Genomic DNA, 24986 nt, shown 5'->3' with positions numbered 1-24986 from the left:
CGACTCGCACGAGCTTTATGAAACGGGGTCTAACAGAGCTTGGTGCAGCGGCACCGCGCGCTCCGAGCTGGCCGTCTTCAACGGACCTACCTCAGGATCGAACCTCATGCACCAGACACCCTCGATCTGACACACGTCTTGAACCCGCAGCTGGCACACCTCGGAGACACGCGCGCCTGAGTAGGCGCAGAGCCATGGGACCCACCGCAGAACGGGATCCTTCTGTGTCAGGGCCGCTCGGAGGACGATCGAAGCCTCCTCGTCCGTGAAGATGCGGATCGTCTCAGAGGCCTTCCGCTTCACATCCATGCTGACCCGCTCGGCCGGGTTGCTCATCAGCCGGCGGTTGTCTGCAGTCCACTGAAATATACTGCGGAGCTCCACCAGCTTGCCATCGCTGATGGTCTTTGGAGCCAAGCCCTTCGCGATCAGCGCCTCCTTCCAGCGCTGCACGTCGTCAGGCGTTACCCGTGCCGCGTCCTCGTGGCCGAGAAAAGAGGAGAACTGCGCCATCACGCGCGTCCATTCGTAGCGTGTCTTCTCCGCCGGCCGCTTCTCCGCCGCCCACCCTTTCACCAGTTCGTCGAATCCGACCGGCTGTCGAGCAGCGGCCACACGCAGGGGGGCAGCAGCTGCGAGCATGGCATCACTCTGCCGCACCCCATCGAACTCGCCTCGGGCATGCCAGTTCAGCGTGAGACTGGCCCGCTGCACCCGCCGCGGCCACAGCCCTCGCAAGCCTCGCTCGGCTAATTTCGTCAACGATCAGCCAGTGCTTCTCCAGCACCGTCCCGGCCGTCTGCTCGCACCAGGTCTGCAACTCGCGGATGCGCCATTGATGCGGACCGATTCGGCCATTCACAAGCTCGTCGAGCAGCGTCTCGGCTCCAACCGGGGTGGGGGACGCCCAGAGCTTGTCAGCGAGATCGACGGGCCAGAAGCTTTGCTCGCTCGGGTTCGCCCGGTGGGTCTCCAGCCACCAATCGTGGACCTTGCAGGCGAGCCCATGCGCCTCGACCTCGATCAGGCTGCATGGTCCCGACCGGAGGCCGGCCCACTGCCGCTCCAGCTTCAGGAGCTCCTCGGCGTACCGCTTCTTGGCCTCTGCCGGATCCTTCGTCTGCAGGCTGAGCGTCACCTCCCGCCTGCCGACGGCGGCCACGAGGTCAGCCGGCACGCGCTTGCGCAGCCAGTAGACGCCGGAGCGGGGATGGAGCTGAGGCCGGGACATCGGGAGGACCATGTGTAGCACCGCTGTGTAGCACGCGGGCTCGCCTAACCACATGATCTGCTTGAAGCTTTTGGAGGCTCAACCACTTAGCGAGTGGTTGGTGCCCAGGAGAGAAGTCGAGTTATCCAACACTTCCAAGGAGCGGCGTCCCAGGTGCGGGATTTTGGTGTCCACTGAGGCAAAAGGGTAATCTTGCGCTCCTCCCGCACCAGCTAGACGGCGCGGTCGCGCCGCAATGGGCCGAGTCTCGTAGCATCCACCTGAGCTGCTCCGCGCGAGTGTTGCTCGCATGCATCGCCTCCGATTCCTTCAGTCCCTCATCACCCGCGATCAGGTCAGCTATCTCGACTATGGCGACTACCGCGCATGCGAACTCCGGATGGATCGCATCAAGGTGGACGACCGCATGTCCCTAAGAACTTCTTCGATGCTGACCAGACAGACAATGCATACTAAGGAAATCTTTTAGTACGGCGCAAGCTGGATAACAGATGCTGGAGCCGCGCGCGTCGTAGTAATGTTTGAGCCACAGCCAGACTATTGCGCCGCAGCCACTAAGGCCGCCTTCACTCTCGCCGGCAGGTCGAAGCCGGCCGCCTGCATCTTCTCCAACATATATTTGAGTGCGTTGCGCTCCGAAGCTGGCAGAGAGACATCGCCGCGGGTCAGCCGGCGCAGTGCCGCGTCTGATTTAGGAGTGATGAGACGCTGAGCCCGGGCGAAACTGACATACGGCTCCGTATCAGAGAGCATGGCGACAAGGACCCGATCGAAATCGACTTCTGTGTCGAACTTCTTGGCGGCTATACCTGCATTCCGACTGCGGTTGGCTTCGGCACGGTTAATCGTGAAGCCGTGGAGACTACCTCGGAACCGATAAGCGGAGCCGGCAACAGCAGCCCAGCAAGCCTGCTGCTTGCAATACTCGCCGACGTTCTTCATCTGCGGGGGCGCAGCCTTGATGGTAGCCGAGACCTGTGGCGCCAGCTGCTGCAGCACCGCACCAACCTCCTCAGGAATTTGTTGTCGCTGCCAAATGAGATTCAGATCGAGCTCGAGCTCCTCCCTCTGTATATGGTTCACCAGCCACGATATTGTGTAAGTTACAACTTGCGCCTTGTAACCGCGATCCTCTTGGTACCAGCTTGACGAACTAATCATTCGATCCATGCACCGAAAGACGATTGCTTTCGCTACGACGCACCGAAACCAATATTCGTTAAAGGACGCCTCTGACGCCGCCCAAGCCTTCCCGACCTTCTCCGCATAATCGAGGAAGCATTTCTGGGCACCGCGGCTAACGATGTGTGGTCGGCAATCGAAGGTGACCTCGAATTTGGCAAGATCGGTCTTATCTATTAATTGCTCGCGAGGAAACTGGAGTTCGAAGCGTCGCTTTTCAGCAGCAGTGCCGTAGGCGAGCTTGTCACGATACTGACCTCGCGCCCTCTCGTAGAACCACTTGGAACCGGAGAGTGAACCAGGCTTTGCAGGTGCAGAAAGCTGACGCGAGATTCGCTGCAGCACTAGATGGACCGGATGGCCGGAGAAAAAGTCAGCCTCGCTGATCTTGTTCTGAGTGTTTGCAAATCTAGAAATCTTCGGAACAATTTCTTCCAAGCGGTCTGGATTCACCACAGAGAGTTTCATCTGGACAAAGACTCGATGAAGATCGGCGCGGCGTTCCCGCCGCTGGCTGTCGCTCGCGTAGAGGATCGAAGCGGTTGTCTGGCCGCCATTAACGATCTGCAAATTTTTTATAACTGAGATGCCAAGGCTACCATCCGCCATCCGCACCATGGTAATGCCAGATGCAGTAGCAGTAAGGCCGTTGTTGTAGGCAAAAAACATCTCCGGCTGCGTTTCCAGCGTTCTAATAATCCCGGTGTTTACTTTGGTTTTGGCCTGAAGGAATGTCCGGACGTTTTGCTCCAAGAGCCGGGCGCCATAGAGGCCGTAAATCTCGGCGAGGAAGGACCCAGGCACCGCCAACAGATATGATGCGTGCTCGCCGTCTATGCTGTGGGCTGGAAGGCACGGCAGAGGTGACTGGTTCAAGGCGGCAACGTCGATCTCAATTGACCCCAGCCCGCCGCGCGCGGCGGAGATGTCGGCATACCTAGCGAAATCCAATACACTGCAGACGACCGGCACGCCAAGCACCTCACCGGTTGTTTCCGGCATGCGGCGTGTAGACAGCCGCGCGTTCGAGAATGCGACTATGCGGATGCGGCGGATCTGGGCCCGGCCCGAGTAGATCAGCGAAGCGGCCTCAAACGTCGGGCTAGTCTCTTCGATCGCGTGGATAAAGGCAGGTTGCACCGCCTGCTCGCAGAAGCGCAGGGCGCGTGCGAACAGGCCGTCTGTTTGGGCCGCGTTGAGGGTCTCGAGCACACGGCTTGTCCGGAAATCCGAAACAGCGAGAAAGAGGTCGCCTCGCTCGACGTCAAGGGCGCATCCATCGATCTGATAGCCACCGCGTCTCTCGTGGCGCGCCGGCGTGTACATGAGATCGATGGTGTCCCCATTCTCGGCTGCAAGCTTTGCATAGAGGCTGAAAAAGACAGCGGGCTGCGGCTCGCCGGACGCCTCTGCCTCGAAGAGCAGGTCTGCCCAGAACTGATCGAAGGCCTCGACTAACTGTAGATTGCTCATGCGAAAACGCTGTCCAGCGTCTGCGCAATATCGACTGCAAAGGGCTGGCAGTCCCGCAGTAGTACCTCGTAGGAGACCCTCTGCACACCTGCCGGAAGCATGGCGGGTACGATGCGGGGGAAGTCCTCTCGGACCTCGAACAGCCGCCTGTCGGTCAAGACCCAGGTCGGCTGATTATATTCATCTTGCCGACTATAGCCCCACGCTTCCAGGGCCAAATCAAAGAGATCGCCCGCCGATGGACCGGCGGCGAAGAAGATAGTGGCCAGCTCTGCCACTAACCCATTGAGCGTGAAAGCCTGGCAGCCCGGGGGGCTCGCCGCGACACCTTGGTGGCAGAGTAGAAGGCGGCTTCCAGCAGTGTCCAGCTGCGCCTCGGATGCGATGATCAGGCGTTGGTCGGCCGTCGAAAGCTGAGTCTTAACCTCGAACTGCCAGGGTCCGACCGCGAAGTCCTGCTCATCCCTATGGCCGCCCCGCCAAGCCGCAGCAGCCTCAGCGGGCGTCAGCCGGGGCAGGATCACATCCCGGAGAAACAGGAGCTCGCCCGTCAGACCGATGCGCTCCGGAACACTGAGCAGGCCGTCGCGCCTACGACGCAGCATATCGTGCCATTCGCCCAGCCGGCGGAGGACTTGTCGCAGGCCGGCCGCGTTGGCCCCATGTGGGAGACCCGAGGTTGCTGCAAGAAGGTGATCACAGAGCGCGCGGAAGATGTCGAAGTGCTCGCGGTCCAAGAGCGTAAGAACAAGCCGGGCGTGGTCTGCGCCGCGGCGCTCCAGCCCGACCTTGATACCATTGAGCTTCGGCGGTTCGGGCAGGTCCCGGCAGCCGCTGTCTGCGGCAAGAGAGAAGATGTACCGGCCTCCGAAGTCCCGCCCGCGAAAAAATTCGAGGGGGTGCCGGCTGTCGGCGCGGCGGACATTGTCCGCCGTCGGTCCCGGCGCCGGCGCTATATCCATCCAACCGTCGCCGGGCATCTATTCCGCCTCTAAGATAGCTTCGTCGTCCTCGGCCTCACTGTCGGCTTCGGCCTCCAGCTGCTTGCGATAGACAGCGTTGACTTGATAGGTGCGCGCGATCGACGCCTTGCTCGTCGACGGCAGGCAGAAGCTCAATGAGGCGACTGGATCGGTCAACTTCTTGTCCGTTGCGTCCGCCTTGGTCGTGAAGACGTGGATGAGCAATAGAGGACAGGTGCGCTGCGCGCAGAATGCCTTGTCGCCCCTTAGGCCGTTTTCCCGCGCCTTCTCGGCCTGACCTCCGGCCAGTTGGTCAGCCGATAGCGCAATCTGCGCATCGTTTGGATCGGCGACCCGGTTGCGGCCCCCCGTCACCCGCCAACCTCCATCGACGGCATCGCCCGTCAGGCGCTGTCGTAGCGGGTATTGTCGTCCAGGTACGATCTCGATTTCTGAGAGCTTACCGCCTTGAGGGTGGGGGAATGCCACGTCCCATTCCGCCATTTCATCAGACACTCGGTCGGAGAAGTAGTCCATGAAAAGGCTGGTGCCACCCATGATCGGTCCGAGATCGCCGTGCGCCGGCGGGAAGGTGAACTCCTTCAGCAGGCTCAACACCCGCAAGCCAGGTACTCGCCGCCACACGACCACTTGGGTCGTCGATGACTGGTCAGAAGGGGTGCCGAGGGCAGCAATAAAACTCTGCACTTTTTCAAGATTGCGTGCGTTTACACAGCTATCGTTCGTCAGGATGTAGCCTTCCAGGTGCCGTTCTGAATAATCCTGGGCGACGGTCATCTGGGTGGCAGTGCGCATTTTGTTGGCGGCTGTGATTTTGATTGCCGTAGGACTCTCTCTGACCTTCAATCCGAAGTGCTCCGGCGTCATTCCGCTATCCTGCATGCGGCGCACCTCGACGCGCAGCTCCTCGATGGCCTCATGTATCTGCGAGTAGTGCCCTAGCGCGATCTGCGGGAGGTAGATCCGGCAGATGTCCTCGAACTCCGGCCGGTAGCCGAACCAGCGCGCCATCTGCATCAGGGTATCGGACGCTGCGGTGTTCCGCAGAATGTAGGAGACGGTCAGGTCTTCCAGCGTCAAACCGCGCGAGAGCGCCAAGCCACCGATCGCGATCACGTGCAGGCCATGAACGCGGTTGCCACGATAGTCGAGAACGCCGCCCTTCATGTTGACGGTAATCGGGACGATGCTGGCGGTAGCTTCTCTCAGAACGGACAACGCTTGTTCGAAGGTTACGCCAGCGCCGGAGAACTCGCGGTCAAAATCGGCTTTGATGGCGGCGATGATCGGATCGTCTAGTGCGCGGGCACCAAGGCCGGCGCTCACCGCAGCTGAATTCTTTAATGTGTCGAGATACGTGTAGACGAGGCCGTATACTTTCTCCTGCACGGCGTTGAAGCGGCTGACATTGATCATCATCGAACAATGCTTGTTGCCCTGCCCTCGCAGGACTCGGATCGCTCGCGTCAGCGTGAACACTCGCATGGCTGTCAGCAGCGATTCTGGAAGAGCTGCGACCGGATCATCGCTCTTGTGCTTCAGCGGTAGCACCGCAGCGTAGTCCGAGACGACCTTGACCATCGTCGGACGCAGGTCGCCGTCGGTGGCAAAAACGCGAGCTGCGCCGACATAGTTCGACGGTGGATCAAGAGCCTTGATGAAGTGCCGCGGGAACAAGTCATCCTTCAGCATCGCATCGTTGGTGTCCGGATCTATAAATATGTTGGCGAACGGAGTTGCAGTGTAGCCGATGTAAGTGCTGCGCTCAAAGAGGTTCAAGATCTCGCGGATAACCGAATTAATGGCGGTCGTAGCTCCTGGGTCCTTGGCCGTGTTGATCGAGGCATTATCTGCCTCATCGTCGATCAACAGCAGCGGCGAGGTGATGACTGCGCCATGTCCTTGCTCGATCAGCCAGTTCTTGAGCTTGGTAAGCGGTGCCTTATTCTTCTTGGTGACGAAGATGATTGGCTCATTGTGGGCGGCGAGGCTAAACACCACTCCCCCACCTGGATTGCGAGTGAAGTCGCTGTCGCGGGAAGTTCCGTAGGCTGGAAAGCGTTTCTTGATCGCGTAAGTCAGGACGGGCAGCGGCTCTTGGGCGAGCGAGTGAAAAACGGACTTCTTGCCAATAAAGGTTTCATCCAGCCGCTCCTGCGTTTGCGATCGCAGCGTGTTGGTAATGCCCGCCAGCAGCAGGATGGTGCGATAACCGGCGTCCGCCGCCTTGCAGATTAAAGCGGAATAGTTGGTCGTCTTGCCGGATTGAACGTGGCCGATAACCATACCACGGCGAGAACCGACACCGGATTCCTTCGGATTTCCAGAGAAGTCGAGAAGTTCGTCCGTGACGTTATCCAGAGTAGCAACGACCTGTGGCGGAATCACGCCACCTTCCAGGTAGTACCGTCGCAGCCGATCCCAGTAGTAGAAGTCGATCTCGCTGCGCCTATCGCGCAGCCAAGGCCGGTGGTCGCGGGACACGGACGAGCCGCGCGTCTGAGTCGTCGTGAAGCTGCCCTCAAGCTCCCGGACAAGCCAAGCGACCTCCACCGAATCGAGCTGGAACGGACTGCCTGCGACCACCGCGGCGATGACGCCGTCCGGCAGTGCTTGGCCCCGCATTACGTCGTCCGCATACATCTCACCCAGCTTCAGAGTGAAATATGCAAGCTCGCTACTGAGATTTCGCACGCATCCACCCTTTTTCCTTAAGGACGCTTTCTGTCGTATTCCACGCCTCGCACCAAGGCTCGGTACTCCGCAGCAGCGCCTCCAACGCTGTCAGATCGCCGTTCACCTGGGCTAACAGAAGCGGCAGGGCAGCCAACAGGTCAGCCCGGAAAGCCTCGGGATCGGCGAGCGTCTGGTGAATGGCGTCGATGTTCGCAGCGGCATCCTGCCCGAAGGCCTGCACCGGGAAAGCCTGTTCGATGACCCTGATAGCTGCCGAGGCCGCGCGCTGCTGTTCGCCGTCGCCGGAGTCCAGCAACGCCTCGATAATGGGATGCTCTCGGTTGATGGCGTAGTGGATCTCGCCGCCGCGGGAGTAGCGGCTCCACACAGACGTCGTATGAGTGCGGTCCAGGCGGCCGCCGCGGGACCGGAACACCTTGGCGGAACGCCGTCTGAGGCCTTCGACGATCTGGCGCAGCCTAGTGCGAAGAGCCGCCGGCAGCTGAGCGTCCGACTTGTCAATCGTGATCTTCCAGATGTGATCGAGCGCGTTAGGAATGTCGACGCGTATTCGCACCAGTTGAGACAGCTCGCCATGCCGAACAAGCCGGAACCAAGTGCCACTGATGATCAGACGATGGCTCCGGTAAACGTAGAAGCCTTGGTTACGAAGGAAACCTTCTTCTCCGCCGAGTTTATCATATTGACCGGTCTTGAGCTTCGAATAGTGGGGCAGGATGAATGGCTGAATGTCTATCGCCCGCCCGCCGATCTCTAAATTTTCCGGCTCCAGCACCTGAGTGGCCTCATGGTCCCGATAGAAGGGATCCCAGGCTTCGACCTTGTGGCCGTTCAGCCGGATCGTCAACCGTCGGCCCCGCACCTCGCCCGCAAGATATCGATGGAAGATGAGCGCCAGCCGGCTCCGGGCATGCACGATGAGAGTGTTGAACTCGGCGACGGTCAGGGACCCGTTCTCTGAAAGGCGATCGCAGTTCGACCATATGATTTCAACGCCGCCGGTCGCTCTCAATTCGGGAGACGCCGTTGCCATGATGTCGGCCGCCTCCAATACGCCCATGCGCCAGCCGTCGACATCTTCCAAATCCCAGAGACAGCCACTCATCTTACCGGCGTGGCAGGTGAGCACGAGGAGACGTGTGCATTGGGAGAAGGATGCCGACTTCATGCCCCAGCCGAAACGACCCAGGTCATCGGGCGATCGCTCGACAAGCGGATCAGTGCTGGCCGGGCGCATGGCGCGCCGCAGCTCATCGCCCGACATGCCGTGGCCGTCATCTCGGATTCGAATTTCCGGTGCTCCCCCCGCGAAGTCGCAAGTCAGCGCAATCTCCCGGGCCCCACCCTTGATGCTGTTGTCGATGAGATCGGCGAGCGCGCCCGGAAGATCGTAGTTTCCGAAACTCCGCGCCGACATCATCAGCGAAGCTGCATCGGGGGGATTTTCTTCGAACTTCATCCCCGGACGTTCCCATCGAGAAGTCCGTACGCATGTATTTTCACGCTATTGCCCACACGCCTCCTCCAGCCCAGCTACAGCCTCTTCCTGCCCTCTGCAACCTAAAGTGATTCGACGGTGGTGAGAACCTACGCGGCGATTGCCTTCGTGGCGGCTGCGGCTTCGGACGGCTCGTGCTTGAGGGCTCGAGCGCGCGAGAGATCGAGCTTCAGCTGCTGACCGACGGCCTGCGCGAGAACCGGAGGAACCGCATTGCCGATTTGCCGGAAGGCAGCGTTCATGGCGCCAGCGAAACGGAATGCATCCGGGAAGGACTGGAGCCGCGCCGCTTCGCGGACGGACACTGTTCGCTTTTGGCGGCTGTCCCAGTGGATGTGCGAATAAGTATCTTTCCCCATGTGGGCCGTGAGAGTACGGGACGGCATGGCAGGATCCATCTTCCACCACTTGTTTGGAAACTTTCCAGGGTCATAGGGCGGCACACACGATTTGCGGATTGTCTGCCAAGCCTCGCTACTCTCAGCTGGCTGTGGATCGATCAATCTGAGCCGTTCCGCAAATATCTGATTGGCTACTGCACTTGCATGGGGGAAATCTCCGCCGACACGCATTCGCTGGAATATCTCGAAGTCCCGGGGCGTCAATCTTACGACGTGACCATCAGTCCCTGCGTGACACTTCGGCAGCCCGGGCCACGCCCGCATCTTTGCAGCATAGTCTGTCAGACCATAGTAAGTCACATAGGGGAGTACATCGGATGTGCTTCGCCGACGCATAGCTCCAGGATCGCTGAAATGCTCTGTGATCCGCGGAAGGTCGGACAAGGCCGCACGGACTGTCACGGCGGGGGGAAGTCCCGGGTTGGCGACTGGCGCCTGCGTGAACCGCCCCCCCTCCGCGGGCACATGCCGTAGCGCCACGGTCCGAGTACCCTGATAGCCGGAAGGCAGCTTGGCCGCGTGTGTAGGAGTTGGAAATCGTGGTATCTGCCCGAGCGATGCGTCGATCGCCACCAGAAATAGGCGCTCGCGCATCTGGGGCACCCCATAGTAGGCTGCGTTCAGAAGTGTGTATCGAGCAAAGTAGCCCAGGCCTTCAAGCGTGCTGCAAATCTCCTCGGGCACATTGTGTCCGCCGAAATTGAGAATGTCCGGCACGTTCTCGATCAAGATCGCGACCGGAAGAACCGCTTCGACATGCTGGAGAAAGTGTTGGTAGAGGCGCGCACGTGGGTCGTGCTTGAAGGCGTCCTCTTCTCCGGCGATCGACCTCAGCTTCGAGCGACCGATGCGCGCAAAAGCCTGACACGGTAGTCCCGCAGCCAGGATATCAAACTGTTCCGCCACAGGTCCATCCAGGCCCAGATCGCGGCAGAGCGATTCTGGATCAGACTGGGTCATGTCCCTTGCGGCAGCCCAGGCCTCTCTACGTTCGGCGCTCGGAGGGTCGAAGTTGAGCGCGTAGCTCGCCGCAGCTGTTACATCCATTTCGATATGGGCCACGAGATCGAAGCCGGCAGCCTTCAGCCCTAGAGACATTCCCCCGCAGCCCGAGCAGAGTTCCAGTACCCTGGGCGCCCCGCCCTTCCTTATCCTCTCGAGCTTTGCCGCCCGCACCGCCGTGCCGGCCTTCATTGTGGTACTCCAAGATGAGTCTGAAGTCGGGCCGTCAGCTTCTCGGCATCAGCCGTTTCGCACTCCCAGATGACCAGTGAATCCCAGCCTTCAGCCTGCAGTCGCGAAACCGCTGCTTTGTCGCGCGCCACATTCGCCGCGAATTTTTCGTTCCAGAAGTCAGTGTTCGATTTTGGCGAATACGCATATCGGCACCCTGGGTGGCGATGCCAATAGCAACCGTGGACGAAAATTACTTTCTGTCGACGAGGGAACACAAGGTCAGGACTTCCTGCGAGATCCCGCCGGTGCAGACGGAAACGGTAGCCCAAGCTGTGTGCAAGCCGCCGGACCACAAGTTCCGGCTTCGTGTCCTTGCCACGGATGCTGCTCATCATCCGGGACCGCGTCTCTCTATCAACAGTGTCCATGGATCATCCGTTCGTCCTCGCCGTGAGCACCTCTACCAAGCTATACGCACGTCGTGAATCCTTTTGCGCCGAAGGCAGCTGGAATCGTTGTGCGAAAGATTACGGGTGCTCGGCGACCTTCCTGCGTTCAACCGGCTCACGGAGTGGGAGCTGAATGATGTCGCTTGATCCGGGCTGCCCAACTCAACAACTCGACTAAACCGGGCGGTGTAAAAGCCCGATTAGCACAACGGTTTTTACCCGCGGCGAGGATGCAATTGTAATTTATTGCAGGCTAATAGCGGGCTTTCTGAACTACTGCAGAAGTCTGTGTGCTTACCAGTGCCAGTGGCCGGCGCAGTACGTGAGAACGAGGGCAAGGCGGTGAGCCGATCTTGGGCGCTTGTTTATTCCAATTTGGAGAGCTCAGGGCCTCCCCTGCATGTGACGACACACATGGCCGGATTGTGAAGCCGACTGCGTGATCATGGTCTTGAGCTTCCTGTTTGCGCGCATCCATTGGCGTTAATCACTACCAACTGTGCACGTCCCTTCGAACGCAAAAGAGGCCCGCCCCTGTGGGCACAGCGAAGGACTGTTGTGTTGTCTTGTATCCGGCGGTGCTACGCTGGCCTCTTCGTCACTAGGAGCCGAAGCGCGCCCTCGAGCTCCGCCGCGAGTGCGCTCGGGCAGTTCTCCTCGTTCCACACATGCAGGTCGGGAGTGAAGGCGTGCGCCTCGCTCGCGTGAGTGATCTTGCCCTCGACGGCCGGGCGGCGCAGGCGCAGCACGATGCCCCCGAGCTCGCGCACGGCCGCGGCCTCGTTTAGAAACCGACAGTCGTCGCAGACCACGCGGCCGCCGGCCTCGCGCACGGCGCACGCCTGGTGTGCCCAGAGGTGGGTCCAGAGGTCGGGGTGGATGCGCTCGCGGCCCCAGGCGCAGCCGAGCTCGATCATGGCGTAGCGCGGGGTTGCGCCCATCAGAAGTTTGCAGGGCACTTCCTTGCGGTCGCCCTCGATCTCAGCATCGCCAAGACCGATCGCGCGCAGCATGGCCTTCAAAGGCCCGGCCATCTTTACGCGAGTGTAGCCGTGGCGACCGATCAGAATCTCGGCCGCGGTCGACTTGCCGGCGCCGGCGGCGCCGCTGAGTGCTACGACGGGAGGGAGGGTGAGCATCGGAGTCGCCTACAGCACGTTAACCTTGGTCCGGGCGACCTCGCCACGGGCCTTGTCGAGGGTGATCGCGGTGAGCGACCGCGTCGCCCCGTAACCCTGCTTGTGATGCCAGGCATCGGCGGGGATTGGGGTCTGGAAGCTCTCGACAGTCACGCCCGAGACCTCGACGGCCGTCTTCGTATGGACGTGGCCAGTAAAGATCTGCCGGTACTTCGAGCGGCCCCAGGCCTCGGGGTTGCGGGTCGCCATGATCAGCGGCAGATCCGCCATCTTGGCGGCGTCGCCGTGGGTGGCGCCGAGCAGCGTCGCGCCATGCGACCACCACCAGAAATAACCCGGGTCGTCGTCGACGGTCACGCGCGGGTCGCCCTCGTAGTACAGGGCGAGGGCGAGCGAGACCGCGATCGCCGACTCCGCGTCGTGGTTGCCCGGCAGGATGCGCACGAGCACGCGCTCATGACGGGCGAGCGCCCGCGAGACGATCCCGATCATCAGGCGCGTCGCCGCCTTGAGGATCTTCGGATAGCGCCCGTCGACGTCGAGCACGTTCTTCGAGCGCGCCGTCAGCGGATCGTAGCCGTCCGAGTGCAGGAGGTCGCCGAGGCCCAGCACCACCGCTTGGCCGGCGGCCGGGACGGCGTCGACGAGGCGCGCGACGGCGGCGTCGATCGTGGTCTGCGCGATCTTGAGATCCCAGTTCGCGCCAACCTCGTCCTTCCAGGTCAGCAAACCGAGGTGAAAGTCAGGACATACCAGGACGTTGGCGAGATCGGCCTCGACGGCGGCCGGGCCCGGTGCGGGCTCGGCGCGCTCGGAAAACCCCGTGAAGGCCTCCCGGATCGCCGCGACCATGTCGGCCGGGCTCATGCCCTCGCGCGTCTTGACCCACTCGGCGAGCGTGCGGCCCTCGCCGTCGAGGAGCCGGCTCACCCCCTTGACCACGTGGCCCGGCGGGAGGGGCGCGGCCTTGCCGGGCGCCTTGGCCTGCGTCACCCATTCGCGCTCGGTGGCGCCCTCCCCGTCGCGCTGCGTTGAGACGCGCTTGATTGCGTAGCCCGGCAGCACCGGATCCGTGCCGAGCTCGCCGCGCGCGGCGGCCGCGTGCGTGACGTGGTCGAGCGACCAGTCGACGGACAAGCCATGGTCGCGGGCGTGGCGGCCGGTTTGGCCGGGCCAGCCGACGCGGGCGCGCAGGCTCGAAGCGTCGACGCCGAGGACCTCAGCGGCGGCGACGTGCGCGCCCTTGCGGGGCCCGCCCGGCAGGCGCTGGCCGGGGTGGCCGGCGCGCAGGGCCGCCTCGATCGCGGCGATCTCGCGCGCGGCCTGGTCGGGGGTGGTCTTGAGAGGCATCAGGCCCCCTCGTCGCGCGGACTCCCGACCCCGCAGATCGCGAGGCGGGTCGACCGGAAATGGCGGGAGATCATGCGCTCGAGGGCCGCCTGATAGGTCTCGCCCTCGACATCGCCGACCGAGAGCGGCGCGCAGAGCTGGGCGAGGGCGACCATGACGTCGCCGGCGGCCGCCTCGAGGGCGGCGGAGAGGAGCGCCTCGGCGGCGCGGTCGATCGCGGTCATCAGGGCACCCGCGCGCTTGCGGTCGGCTGCCGGAGGCTCCACCAGGCGCCGGTTGCGGCGGTGGCGTATTCGACGAAGCCGGTGATGACGAAGGGCCGGCCGACGAGGGCCGGCGGGGTGTCGATGCACTTGCGCGTCCACTGGCCGGGCCCGGGCGGGCGGTCGATGAGCGCGCCGGGCGAGCGGTCGCCGAGACTGTCGAGGTCCTGGCGCACGGCCTGGTAGGGATAGATCCGCCCCTCGGCGCGCAGGGTCCAGTTAGCGTCGAGGGTGCGGGCGGCGCGCAGCTTGGAAAACCGCCAGACGAAGCACGCCTCGCGGGTCTCCTCGTCGCGCAACACGTCGGTGATCGCCTGGTCGGCGAGCACGGGAGCGAGCCGCAGCTCGAGGTCGGGCCCGCACCAGAGTGCGAGCTGCCAGACGAGCGCCGCCAGGGCCGCCAGGACCCCGGCGCGCAGGAGCCAGAGCGCCGGGGTCATTTGCTGACCCCGGCGAATTTGACGAAGGCCGCCACCATGCCGGCGGCGATCGCCGTCCAGATGCCCGACCAGATCGTGTTGGCCGCACGATCCCACCAAGTACGGGAGCGCTCGGCGTGCTGCAGGGTCGCGTTGAACGCCCGTACGCTCTCGGGGCGGTCGAGGTCGACGTCGAATTCGTGAAACGCCGCGATCACCACCTTGCGGGCGATCGCCTCGGCCTCGGATCGCGTGACGAACGGGCCGGCGGTCTTGCCCATCTCCTCGGCGACGATCCGCTGCGCCGCCATGGCGATTGCGGCGAGTTGCACCGGGTCGGGCGAGGCCGGCGCGGGCAGCTGAACAGGGAGGGCGTCGCCCATGTCATCACCTGCGGCGGGAGGGCCGGGCCACCGGCTGGCGGCCCGGTCGGGGTCAGGCGTTGGCGCCGGCCTTGAGCTGCGCGAGCGCCGGGCCGAGCACGGCGGCCGCCGTCGCGTTCTCCTCGAGGTGCAGGCTCCGGAACGCTTTCTCGGCGATGCCGGCCGGGCCGCCGGCCTGCTTGACCAGCCACGGCAGGCCGGCGTCGACGGCGCGCTGGGCGGCGCTGGCGACCACGGCCGAGCCGAGCGGCACGCTCAGCACCTTGCCCTTGGCGGCGCCCTCGAGGTCGTTGAGGGCGTAAGCCAGGGCGTTGCCGACCAGGCGCTCGACGAGGGCCTGAGAGACGAAGGCGCCGAGGAGGGGCACGTAGCGGTGCACCGCCCAGGTCACGACGGCGACGAGGACGGTCGAGACCGCCGGCAGGAGCTCGCGGCCTGCGAGCGCGATCCAGTCGCCCCACGGCAGGGCGACGGCCGTCGGGGCGGCCAGGGCCGCCACGGACGTGCAGCAGAGGTCGGTCGAGATGTCGGCCGGCGAGATAACGGCCGCGAAGGCGGCGAACGGCAGGACGAGCGAGACGGCGGCGACCGCGACGGCGGCGACCGCGAGCAGGAGCTTGCGCATATCAGACCTCGAGAGGCGTTGAGGTGGAGAGGCGGGGAGGTGCGGAGGTGCAGCGCCGTCAGGCGGCGAGCGCCTTGCCGCAGGTCGGGCAGCGGCCCGGGACCGCGGCCACGGCCGGGGCGGCCGACGGCGCGGCCGGCGCGGGCGGATACGGCGTGTCGGGGATCTTCTGCCACTTGGCAAAAGCCGCCTTCAGCTTCACGTCGTATTTATTCTTGGAATACTGCGCGCCATTGTAGCCGCGGGCAAATGCAGCCCAGTTGTGGGCGCGCAATTCGTCGTCGAGATGGGTCGCCTTGATGAAACTCACCATGGCGGCGAGGTGCGGCTCCTCGCCGTCGAGGAAGGCCGCCACCATTTCGGCGGCGCTCGCGTAGCCGGCCTCGGCGTGATTGCTCCCCATGATCTGCCCGAGGCCCCAGCTCGTCGCCTCGAGCGCGACGCGCGCGTCGATCGCCAGGGCGGCCAGGATCCGGGGATAGCTGTCGTCCGGGTAAGGCTCTGCGCCCCAACTCGCATAGGCGAGGCCGGCACGCACCAGCGCCGCGCGCGTGGGCCCGCTCGAGAGCGCGAAGGCGCGGTGCGGCTCATAGAGCGCCTTGGGCCGGCCCGCCTTATCGAAACCGCCGCCGGAGGTCTCGACCTCGATCACGCTATGGATCTCGTCCTCGCCGACGCCGATCGTCGCGCCGAGGCGCGGCAGGTCGAGGTCGGAGAGGCGGGCGGCCCGGCCCTTGAAGCCGGCGGCAGTGAGGCGCGCGAGCGCGGCCGCCTCGGGGGGATTCATCATGGTCAGCACTCCGGGACAGGGCGAGCGATCAGCGGCGGCGCTCGCAGCGAAAAAGCGGGTAGGTGCCGGGCGCGAGCTCGAGCGCGCCGGACGCGAGGCGCGCCTCGCCCTCGAGGAGGCACGCGGTCGGGATCGCGGACGCGGCCGGCTGCACGATCACGTCGAGGGCGGTCGCGCGCATGCAGTCGACGCGCGGGGTGCCGACGGCGCAGACGAGGGCGACGAGCAGGAGCTGCGGGGTCATGCGGAGATCTCCGGGCAACAAAAAAGCCGCCCGGAGGGGCGGCTTGCGGGGTCGAGGGAGGGCGCCCCGTGGATGGGCCGGCCAGGGGCGCCGAGTGCTGCGGCTTACGTCGCGGGCTTGATCTGCGCCTGGTAGCAGTCGAGGACGATGCTTTGGGACGGGCCCTGCCAGTCGGACGCCGCCCGCTGCACCGGCTCCACGTACCACTGGCGTTCGTAGCCAGTGCCTCCGCTTCCCGCGGCAATGAAATCGAACTCGACCTTGTAGAACCCGTGGTCGCGAGCCGTGACCTTCGGGGTGCCAGTGACAATGCCAGCCGAGGCGACGATTGTGTGATTGGCGAGATCGTATATCACGCTGTGGTCAACCGAGCCGTCGTAGCTGTCCAAGATCAGAAAGCCGGTGTTGCTCACGCTGTGCACCGACATCTCGTGAGTGTATTTCTGGTTGACCACGAACGTCGCGGAGGAAGCGCCGCCGTGGAAGTTCTGATCCGCCGAGAGCGGGAACCGCTTGGCGAACGACCCGCCGTCGGCGTCGGTCACGTCCGTGAGGTTTTCGAAGCCGTAGGTCGTGCTGTGCGTGCCCCCGATCGATGAGGACACCGCGGCGGGATCGGGGAAGGTCACCCCTGGCGTGCCGATCGAGGCCGGCTGGTAGATCTTCACGCTGCTCGGATCGTAACGCAGGAACTGCCCGGAGCCTTGATAGGAGTTCCCGCTCTGCAAGTAGACTTCCAGAGAGACCTCCGTGAGGGGGCCCGGGTCGAGGAACATCTTGAGTCTCTGACCGCCCGCAATCGGGGCGATAGAAGACGAGATGAGCCCGGCCCCGCTGGTCGCGGTGATCGTGCCTGCGTCCAGGTCGAAATTGATCTGGCCGAAACGCGAGAACCCGAACGTATCGCCGAACACGAGGACGCCCGTCCTGCGGGTGCTTGTGTTCGCGAAGTCGATCCACAACTCGACGGCGCCCGAGGCGACCGACACGACCGGCAGGCGCTGGTAGTGGTAGTCGTTGTTGCCGTCCTCGGTGAGCGTCCCGGTCGCCCCGTCGAAGGTGGCGTGGTTGACATCCGTCCACGTCGTCGGCGCCGACGTGAGGAGGTTGATGCGGTTGGCGGGATCCGTGCTGAAGGCGAACGCCGCCGGGTTCGTGCGCCCGACCGCGTTGGTCAGCGACAGGTTGACGACCTTGGTGCCCGGCTGCGTGTAGGTCACGGTCACTTCGCTGCCGAAGCCGACCGGCACGGTGACCGGGTTGACCGAGAACGTGCCGCCGGCGCCGCCGTCGCTCAGCGTGACGGGGAACGCGGTCGCGGTGTAGCCCGAGGCCCGGATCTTGAGGGTGGCCGCGGCGCCGGCATCCGCACCGTGAGGCGCGCGCAGAGTGAGCGTGCGGAGCGGAACGCCGGTGAATTCGCGGATCACCTCCCACTGAGGCCGCTCGACGCCGTTGTAGGAGAACAGGTTGGACTCGATGGGGCCGGACTGCTCGCCGATGTTCCAGATATAACCCGAGTGACCGTGATCGATGAGATACTTGAGCGCCCTGTAAAACGCTTCCAGACCATCCGAATAGATGGTGGTCTCGCCCATGTTGAGCTGTAGGCCAGCCGGGGCGTTATCGACGAAGCTCTTGATGCGGTTGAGCGGGGTGTCATCCGTGCTGCCGCCGGCCTTGCACGACGCCCAGGTGGGGTGCGAGGTGACGTTGCCGTCGCTGTCGGGATCCATATAGATATGGCCCGAAGGACGCGCCTTGTTCTTCAGATCGACCATGGGGAAGCCCACGGAATTGATCGTCCAGAAGTGCTCGCCGTTGCTGTACTGATCACCTTCGTAAATGATCGGGATTTCGCTGCCGTCCGCGCGAAGCTGATCGATGATGTACTGCTGAATGACGGGCAGATCCGCCGGGTTGGCGAGCGCCTGCCACTCGTTATTGAGGTCGATCGCCTCCGTCGCCGGATGCGTGCCGAGCGGGCCTTGAAGGAACATGCGCCAGAGCGCGAGCAGATGCGTCTTGTTGTAGGCCCCCGTCGAGGAGATGTTGTATTTGACGCCGTTGAACCAGCCCTCGCCGTAAGCGTGGCAGTCCCACGAGATTTTCCCGCCCACCGAGTGGATGCGGTCGGCCGTGGTGACGAGGTTGGCGTAGTAACCCGCGTCGAGGCTGGTGGCCCCGAGCGAGCGATAGAGCCGCTCGAGCAGGAACGGCACCCGGTAATGCTTCACGCCAGCGTTGTTGCACTGATTGATGGCATTCATCGTGGGGACGAAGAAATGCGTACCCTCGACATTGTTAAGGCCCAGGCTGGCCTCGTATCGGTTGCCGTTCTCCAAGCCCGACGCGTTGACGCCGATCCACGGGCCGAAGCTGAAAGGCGCCGGCGCCGACACGCCGCCGGCCACGCCGGCCGGGATCCGCTGCACCCCGTCCACCACGTAGGTGTGGCCGCTGGTGGGGGAGGTGGTGAAGGTCGCAACGCCGCCGCCGCTCACCGTGACGGTCTCGACGGCCGCGCCGCCAGCCGTGATGTCGAACAGGGCGGCCGCGGATCCGGCCTTGAGCCCGGTCGCGCTGTACTGGCCCGAGGTCGCATCGCGCGTGACCGTGAAGCCGCCGCCGCCGCTCGCGCGGCCGATCCGGATCGTCATGGGATTACCTCGACACGCGCACGTCAGGGACGAGGTTCGCCGGCAGCGAGAGCGAGCGCAGGTAGAGGCGCTGACCGGCAAGCCCGATGTCGGCCGAGGTCTCGCCGGTCACGCCGAGCTGATGCCCGGCAGTGGCCGGCACCGAGCTCGCGGGCGCGCTCGTGTCGATCACGAACGCCACGCACGCGGTGTTGAGCACCTGGACGTAGCACGGGGTGGTCCCGGCATCCGTCCAGTCGTCGGCGGTCGGGGCGTAAGAGGCGGTGGCCATGAGGGGAGAGCTCCGGGCACAAAAAAGCCGCCCGGGAGGGGCGGCGCGGGACGGGCGGGAGGGAGCGCGTCAGGGCCGCGGCAGCGGGGCGCCGCGGTCGTGATCGTTCCTGCGATGAGAGGAGGGCGCGTCAGGCCGGCCAGGAGACCGCGGCGATGCCCGCACTGGTCTTGATTGCGCCAGCCTCGATCCCGTCCACGGCGGCCTTGTAGGCGTCGGCGCAGGCGCGCAGATGGGCGTTGATGGCGTCCGTAACGGCCATCACGTCGCGGGCTGAGAGCGCACGCGATGCGCCGTCCGCGTCGTGCCAGAGCGCCGTCCTGGTGGCGTCCGTCAGCGCCGAGATCCGATCCGCCATCATGCGGGCGACGCTCGCGCGATCGGAGTGCCAGCGCGATCCGCCCGCAGCGGCGAACGCCACGCCGGCATTCTCGGCCCGCTGCCGCCGGGCGCCTGCCCGCGCAACCAAGTCGGCCGCGGGCAGCTCCGGAGCGACCCACGCCCCATCCTGCCGAGACCACCCGATTTCGATCCCCAGCACGCCGGAGACGTCCTGCACTTCGATGCTGCGCGGGAGGTCCGGCTCCGTCGGAGCCAGCCCCACGACGCGGTCCTGGCTGATGATGGCGTAAGTCATGGTTGGCCTCAGACTTCCATGTCGACGGTTACAGTGCCGGTTCCGTGAGCGACAATGCCGTTTATCTGAGCATTCAGAACGACATTGTTGAGATCCTTTGTCGCCATCTGTATTCCGGGCGGCTGCATTGTCGCCGTCCCGACGTCGAACCCGACCGTCAAAGTCGCAGGCGGGGCGACCAGGCCGTGATCGCCTCCGACATAGCCGCTGAAACCGCTCGTCGGGATCGAGAACGTCTTGCGCGACTTCTTAAGCCCGCCCCTGCCCGTGGCTTTGTTGCGGATCAATTGGGCCCCAGCCGGCACCTTGATCCGACTTCCGACGGTCAGTTGCGTCTTGATCCAGTTGAGGTCTGGCGCATCGATGCAGATGCCCGAGGCAAGGTCGGAGAACTGCACGCTATCGTCGACGGTGAGGTCTTGCGTCTGGCCGATGACATCGATGCCGGTTTTCAGGTAGCGCAGGCCCGTGCCGCCGGTGACGACGACGCCGCCGACGTTGGCGCTGGCGATCGGAGAGCCGTTGTCGATCCCGATGCCGACCGCGTTCGGGTCCGTCACCGACGAGGAGCCGATCCATCCGCCGATGACCTGCACGCATGACACGCCGTAGGGCGCTTCGGTCTTGATCAGGATGCCGTAGCCCTTCACCTGGTCGAGCATCGGCGCGACGATGACCAGTTGCAGGATTGCCCCGACCGTAAATGCCGGGCCGCCGACGATCACTGATTGAGGCGCGATGAAGTGCAGGCCCTCCGGGCGGCGACTGCCGTCGGACGACCCGACATGCACACCGCTGCTCGTCCCGCCCATGTAGAGGCCGGAAATCACATTGTTGATGTTGATATTACCCGACGTTTCACTGCTCAGGCACTCGAGACAATAAGACGAAGCCGCCCGAAGGCTGGAAATGGAAAGATTGTCGAACCGACAATTGGACCCAAAGAACGTCATGAGACTGTCGGTCGCCGCCGGGTGCAACCCGTCAATGCCGACGTCGTCGATCCGATGCGCGTCGCCATTCCGGAGGGCCAGAGCCTTGCCCGACACGCCCTCGTGACGAAGGCGAAGCCGGCGCAGGCGGGCGACGTGTCCGAGAGAGACGAACATATCTCCGGCGTTCTGCCGATGAACGGTCGTCGTGTCGTAAATGCCCGACCCCGCACCGACGACCTCGGTAAATTGGAGGTCGACCTCGCCATTACAGAGGAACTTGCCGGCCGGGAGCTCAAAGCTGGTGTTGCGCTCGCGCGCCCGGTTCGCGAGCTCATTGATTGACGACCAGAGATTGTCGCTTTCGCCGTAGGTCCCGGGCTTGATCACGTCGTTGAGATGCAGCGGACGGTTGCTGTTCCAATCCGAGAGCACCTGCGCCCGGGCAACCGTGCCGGTGCTGATCCGCTTTGCGAGCGTCACGCCGGAGTCGAGCGCCGTGCTCGCCGCCGCGGCGATGTCGGTCGCGAGGCCGTCGGGCGACGCGTAGGCCGCGAGGAAGCTGTTGACCTTGGCGAACGCGGTGCGCAGGTCGTCGCCGGTGCCGTCGTTGGCGGCCGACCCGATGTTGATGAGCGGGAATGCCATGCTGGGTCTCGGGCGCGCGAGGGGAGGCAGGGCGCTCGAGGGCGCCCTGGGATTGTGCGGCGATCAGGGAAGACGAGGCGCGGCGGCTTGGCGCCCTACCAGGAGCTCAGGGCAGCGCGTTTCCAGGTATTCGTGGCGACGCAGACGTAGGCGAAACTTGCGTCGTAGCTGATCTGGCCTTTCGCGCAGCCCGTCGACGCCGTCGCCGGCACGATCGGCGCCGGCACGTAGAGGTTGCCGGAGACCGTGACGCTCTGGGCGGCGACGTTGCCGCTCGGGCTGACCGACCAGCCCGTGCCCACGATCTGCGCGCCGCTGTAGACGCCGTTGAGCGCGATGCCGTTCGCGGAGGTCGAGGCGTCCAGGATGCCGGCGATCGTCTTGGTGCCGCCGATGCCGATGCCGGCCTGCGCCTGGCCCTGGATCTCGATCGCCGCGCCCGAGTAGACGCCGGGCGAGAAAGTGCCGATGCCGATCGCGCGCACGCCGCTGGTGTCGATCTGCAAGCTCGAGTCCTCGGCGAGCTTGCTCCCGGCGAGACGCAGCCCCCAGACGGCCGCCGCGTTGGTCGTGTTCGAGGACGAGATCAGGGCGCCGGCCGTCGACTTGTTGCTGCCCACCATTTGCAGCCAGAGGCCGAGGCAGTTGGACACGCCGATGGCGCAGTCGGTCCCGCTGTCGTTCGCGAAATCGAGCTCGGTATTGGCCGCGAATGTGGGGATCGCGCCGGGCCGGAGGTGGACGTTGTTCGCCTGACCCCAGGTCGCGCCGCCCCCGGCGACGATCTGCGTCTCGTTATAGATGCCCGCCTTGGCGTTGATCGCGGCATCGTTGATCCAGGCCCAGCGCACCGACCCGTCGACGATCGAGGAGCCCTTGCCGCTCGGGCCCGAGCCGGAGGCGGCCGAGGTGCCGGCCTGCACGACGCGGTAGACGCTGTTGCGGCCGTCCTGCATCGAGACGTTGTCGCCGAGCGCGTAGGCCGTGCTCGTCAGCCAGGGCCGGGCATAGCCGGTCCTGACGGTGGTCAGCACCGCGAGCGTCTGCTCCTCGGAATGCCCGTCATCCTGCGTCTCGGCCGAGATCAGGGCCGTCGCGCGCTGGTGATCGGTCGACGGATTGTCGACGCAGGACAGGGTCGGGCAGAACGAGATCCGGTTGCCCCCGCCGAGCATGACGGCGTTGGGCGGGTTGTGCCTGCCGGTCAGGCGGCTCGCGCTCGAGGTGTCGAGCGGCGGCAGGGCGCTCATCGCCAGGCCGCTCGGGGTCAGCCGGAAGCCCGGGCCGACCACGTCGAGGCAGCCGATCGGCACCATGGCGGTGCTGACGCGATCGCGCACGGCGAGCTGCCGGCAGGCGCCCGAGGCCTGTAGGCCGATCTCGGGCAGTGCGAAGGTCTGCGCCGCCGCCGGAGCGGTGAGGATCGCGAGGGCGAGGAGCACGTGGCGCAGCATGGGGTCAGTCCTGAAGGGTGCGGGCCGCGTCGAGGATCGCCGCGAAGGCCGCGTCGGTGAGCCCGAGCGTCGCGCGGGCGAAGACGGCGAGCCGGCACGAAGCGGTGACGAACAGGGTGTGCTGGTAGGCCCGGTTGACCGGGTCGCCCGGATCGGAGGGCACGGCCGCCGCGAGGGTGGCGACCCGGCCGGCGCCGGAGGCCTCGAGGGCGTCGAGGAACTGCAACCGCCGGGGCGCCATGCTGGCCGGCACGACGCCGCCGTTGAGCACCGCCTGGGCGGCCGCGGCCGCAGCAGTTGCGGCCGCCGCTCCGCCCACCACAGCGCCGGCGGCGTCGAGCGCAGTCTGGGCTGCCGCCTTTAGCTTGGCGTTGTTCCGGTTCTGCTTGCCCCAGGCATCGCGCGGGGTGTCGCCGGTGCCGTCGTTGGCGATCCGGCCGTTGTTGATGGTCTCGAGATCCATGCGGGGCTCCGGACGGCAGAGGGCGCGGCGGCGGGCCCCGTCACGCGAGGGCGGCGAAGGCCGTGTCGACCGCCGCGTAGGTCGCGACCGTGGGCGGGCTCGCCTGGATCCCGGCGGCGACCTGCGCGTAGGTCGCGAAGCACGCGCTGACGTGGCCGAGCACCGCGGTCGAGATCGCGACCAGGTCGGCGGCCCCGAGCTCGTGGGTCGTGCCGTCGGCGGCAAACCAGGTCGTCACGAAGGCCGGGTCGGCCTGCGCCGCGGCGCGCGCGCCGAGCAGCATGGTCTTGGCCCGGTCGTCGGTGGCGAAGGGCGTGCCGCCGATGACGAGACCGCCAGTCTCGACCGCGAAGCGCCGCGCCGCGGCGTAGGCGAGGAGCTCGGCCGGCCTCGGCGGGGCGGGCGGCACGAACGCCGCGCCGTCCCAGCGCCAGCCGAGGTCGGCCGCGCCGCGGGCGTGGTAGCGCGCCGCGAGCTCCGGGTGGAACAGGTCCTCGGGGGCCTGGCCGGCCTCGAAGGCGGCGCGGGCGACGGCGACGCCGTCGGCGTCGACCAGCAGATATTCGGTCATGAGGGGGGTCACCTGTAGCGGGGTGCGGGAAGGGAGGGCGGCTCAGGCGAACTCGTCGACCAGGACGATGCCGCCTCGGCCGGCGCCGCCCTGGCGGGCCGGGGCGCTGGCCCCGTTGGACGCGCCCGAGCCGCCCGCGCCGTAGGCCTGCGAGGCCTCGCCCGCGCCGCCGCCGGAATAGATCGGGTTGCCGCCGCGGCCGTAGAGGATCGAGATGCCGCCGAAGCCCGACGCCGCGTTGCCGGGGTCGCAGGCGGTGGAGTACATGCCGGGGGCGCCCGGCAGGTTGAGCTCGCTGCCGCCGATCCCGACGCCGCCGCCGCCGCCGGCCTGGACGTTCACGAACGTGCCGGCCGCGCCGCCGCGGGCGCCGCCGCCGCCCGTGGCCGACAGGAAGGCGCCGAAGGACGAGTCGCCGCCGTTGCCGCCGTCGCGGGTGAAAGGCGCGATGCCGATCGGATTGACGCCGCCGGCGCCGGCCGCACCGACCGTGACCAGCGCGCCCGCAAAACCGCTGGTGATCCGGCTGATCGCGATGCCGCCAGCGCCGCCGCCGCCGCCCGCGCTAAACTGCCCGGAGCTCGTCGGGTCGGCGCCGCCGCCGCCCGCGCCGCCGCCGTGCACCGTCACGCGCACCGACTTCGTGCCCGGGGTCGGCGTGTAGGCGACCGTGCCGGGGTTGGCGAAGATCTGGCGCCCGATGTAGGAGCCCCGCGCATAGTTGTTCGTGATCAGGTTGATCACGGCCGCCTGCACGGTCGGGTCGTTGTAGGCGTTCTGGATCAGCCAGCGGATCGCCTTGAGCAGTTGCTGCAAGTCGGCGTTGCTCGGATCCTGGCCCGAGGCGAGGATGACGTTGACGATCTCGCGCTGCGGGAACTCGACGGCGCCGCGCGGCACCTTCGAACCCTGCGTGCCGGCGGTCGTGTTCTTGCCGATGTACGGGGCGTTCGGGTCGATCGAGCCGGACGGGGGATTGTAGAGCATGGCGGATCCCGTGAGGTTCAGGCGCGCGGCCGCGCCCGGCGCGCGGGGGCGGCCGGGGCG

The 24986-nt window shown here is 65.4% G+C and carries 24 protein-coding genes; all 24 read right to left on the bottom strand.

Going from position 1 to position 24986, the window contains the following annotated elements:
* Nucleotides 1-15: 15 nt before the first annotated feature.
* The 24 genes from DT057_RS11060 to DT057_RS10945 all read right to left on the bottom strand — a co-directional run bounded on the left by DT057_RS11060 (nt 16) and on the right by DT057_RS10945 (nt 24926).
* Nucleotides 16-642, bottom strand: a complete 627-nt coding sequence (locus tag DT057_RS11060) for a site-specific integrase (RefSeq protein ID WP_128562154.1) — start codon at nt 640-642, stop codon at nt 16-18.
* Nucleotides 643-646: 4 nt separating this feature from the next.
* On the bottom strand, nt 647-1243 hold the full coding sequence (locus DT057_RS11055) for a DUF6538 domain-containing protein (RefSeq protein WP_128562153.1): 597 nt from the start codon (nt 1241-1243) through the stop codon (nt 647-649).
* Between the two features lie 525 nt (nt 1244-1768).
* Nucleotides 1769-3886: an AIPR family protein gene (locus DT057_RS11050; protein WP_128562152.1), complete on the bottom strand. Its 2118-nt coding sequence runs from the start codon at nt 3884-3886 to the stop codon at nt 1769-1771.
* Nucleotides 3883-4848, bottom strand: a complete 966-nt coding sequence (locus DT057_RS11045) for a PD-(D/E)XK motif protein (protein WP_162501378.1) — start codon at nt 4846-4848, stop codon at nt 3883-3885. The genes DT057_RS11050 and DT057_RS11045 overlap by 4 nt, the downstream gene beginning before the upstream one ends.
* Before the next feature lie 18 nt (nt 4849-4866).
* Nucleotides 4867-7512 (bottom strand): Z1 domain-containing protein, encoded by a 2646-nt coding sequence (locus tag DT057_RS11040; protein WP_128562150.1) that lies wholly within the window; start codon nt 7510-7512, stop codon nt 4867-4869.
* A 34-nt stretch (nt 7513-7546) separates the two neighbouring features.
* Nucleotides 7547-9025 carry an ATP-binding protein gene (locus DT057_RS11035; protein WP_128562149.1) on the bottom strand — a complete coding sequence of 493 codons (1479 nt, stop codon included), beginning with the start codon at nt 9023-9025 and terminating at the stop codon, nt 7547-7549.
* A 128-nt stretch (nt 9026-9153) separates the two neighbouring features.
* Nucleotides 9154-10659, bottom strand: a complete 1506-nt coding sequence (locus DT057_RS11030; RefSeq protein ID WP_128562148.1) for a DNA cytosine methyltransferase — start codon at nt 10657-10659, stop codon at nt 9154-9156.
* On the bottom strand, nt 10656-11069 hold the full coding sequence (locus tag DT057_RS11025; RefSeq protein ID WP_128562147.1) for a very short patch repair endonuclease: 414 nt from the start codon (nt 11067-11069) through the stop codon (nt 10656-10658). Before DT057_RS11025 ends, DT057_RS11030 begins: the two co-directional genes overlap by 4 nt.
* 602 nt (nt 11070-11671) lie before the next feature.
* On the bottom strand, nt 11672-12229 hold the full coding sequence (locus DT057_RS11020) for a deoxynucleotide monophosphate kinase (protein WP_128562146.1): 558 nt from the start codon (nt 12227-12229) through the stop codon (nt 11672-11674).
* Nucleotides 12230-12238: 9 nt separating this feature from the next.
* The gene (locus tag DT057_RS11015; protein ID WP_128562145.1) at nt 12239-13579 is read right to left on the bottom strand and encodes a hypothetical protein; all 1341 of its coding nucleotides are present in this window, start codon (nt 13577-13579) and stop codon (nt 12239-12241) included.
* Nucleotides 13579-13803, bottom strand: coding sequence for a hypothetical protein (locus DT057_RS11010; RefSeq protein WP_128562144.1), 225 nt, complete (start codon nt 13801-13803; stop codon nt 13579-13581). The genes DT057_RS11015 and DT057_RS11010 overlap by 1 nt, the downstream gene beginning before the upstream one ends.
* Nucleotides 13803-14282, bottom strand: a complete 480-nt coding sequence (locus DT057_RS11005) for a hypothetical protein (RefSeq protein ID WP_128562143.1) — start codon at nt 14280-14282, stop codon at nt 13803-13805. Before DT057_RS11005 ends, DT057_RS11010 begins: the two co-directional genes overlap by 1 nt.
* Complete coding sequence (locus DT057_RS11000; RefSeq protein ID WP_128562142.1) at nt 14279-14644, bottom strand: hypothetical protein; 366 nt, start codon at nt 14642-14644, stop codon at nt 14279-14281. The genes DT057_RS11005 and DT057_RS11000 overlap by 4 nt, the downstream gene beginning before the upstream one ends.
* Before the next feature lie 52 nt (nt 14645-14696).
* Nucleotides 14697-15269 carry a hypothetical protein gene (locus DT057_RS10995; RefSeq protein ID WP_128562141.1) on the bottom strand — a complete coding sequence of 191 codons (573 nt, stop codon included), beginning with the start codon at nt 15267-15269 and terminating at the stop codon, nt 14697-14699.
* A 58-nt stretch (nt 15270-15327) separates the two neighbouring features.
* Nucleotides 15328-16059 (bottom strand): N-acetylmuramidase family protein, encoded by a 732-nt coding sequence (locus DT057_RS10990; protein ID WP_128562158.1) that lies wholly within the window; start codon nt 16057-16059, stop codon nt 15328-15330.
* 28 nt (nt 16060-16087) lie between these two features.
* Nucleotides 16088-16303, bottom strand: coding sequence for a hypothetical protein (locus DT057_RS10985; RefSeq protein ID WP_128562140.1), 216 nt, complete (start codon nt 16301-16303; stop codon nt 16088-16090).
* A gap of 104 nt (nt 16304-16407) precedes the next feature.
* Nucleotides 16408-18963: a cellulase family glycosylhydrolase gene (locus tag DT057_RS10980; protein WP_128562139.1), complete on the bottom strand. Its 2556-nt coding sequence runs from the start codon at nt 18961-18963 to the stop codon at nt 16408-16410.
* 4 nt (nt 18964-18967) lie between these two features.
* The gene (locus DT057_RS10975; RefSeq protein WP_128562138.1) at nt 18968-19234 is read right to left on the bottom strand and encodes a hypothetical protein; all 267 of its coding nucleotides are present in this window, start codon (nt 19232-19234) and stop codon (nt 18968-18970) included.
* Between the two features lie 130 nt (nt 19235-19364).
* Nucleotides 19365-19871: a DUF4376 domain-containing protein gene (locus DT057_RS10970; protein WP_128562137.1), complete on the bottom strand. Its 507-nt coding sequence runs from the start codon at nt 19869-19871 to the stop codon at nt 19365-19367.
* Between the two features lie 8 nt (nt 19872-19879).
* Entirely contained in the window at nt 19880-21451 is a 1572-nt protein-coding gene (locus tag DT057_RS10965) for a hypothetical protein (protein WP_128562136.1), read from the bottom strand.
* 95 nt (nt 21452-21546) lie between these two features.
* Nucleotides 21547-22905: a hypothetical protein gene (locus DT057_RS10960; RefSeq protein ID WP_128562135.1), complete on the bottom strand. Its 1359-nt coding sequence runs from the start codon at nt 22903-22905 to the stop codon at nt 21547-21549.
* 4 nt (nt 22906-22909) lie between these two features.
* Nucleotides 22910-23368, bottom strand: coding sequence for a hypothetical protein (locus tag DT057_RS10955; protein WP_128562134.1), 459 nt, complete (start codon nt 23366-23368; stop codon nt 22910-22912).
* A gap of 40 nt (nt 23369-23408) precedes the next feature.
* A complete protein-coding gene (locus DT057_RS10950; protein ID WP_128562133.1) occupies nt 23409-23939 on the bottom strand; it encodes a DUF4376 domain-containing protein in 531 nt (176 codons plus the stop codon).
* Between the two features lie 42 nt (nt 23940-23981).
* Nucleotides 23982-24926, bottom strand: coding sequence for a glycine-rich domain-containing protein (locus DT057_RS10945; RefSeq protein ID WP_128562132.1), 945 nt, complete (start codon nt 24924-24926; stop codon nt 23982-23984).
* Nucleotides 24927-24986: the final 60 nt, after the last annotated feature.

It is taken from the genome of Methylobacterium crusticola (genome assembly GCF_003574465.1).
Lineage (GTDB): Bacteria > Pseudomonadota > Alphaproteobacteria > Rhizobiales > Beijerinckiaceae > Methylobacterium > Methylobacterium crusticola.
Note: the sequence above shows the minus strand (reverse complement) of the source record. Positions and strands in the feature narration are given on the sequence as shown.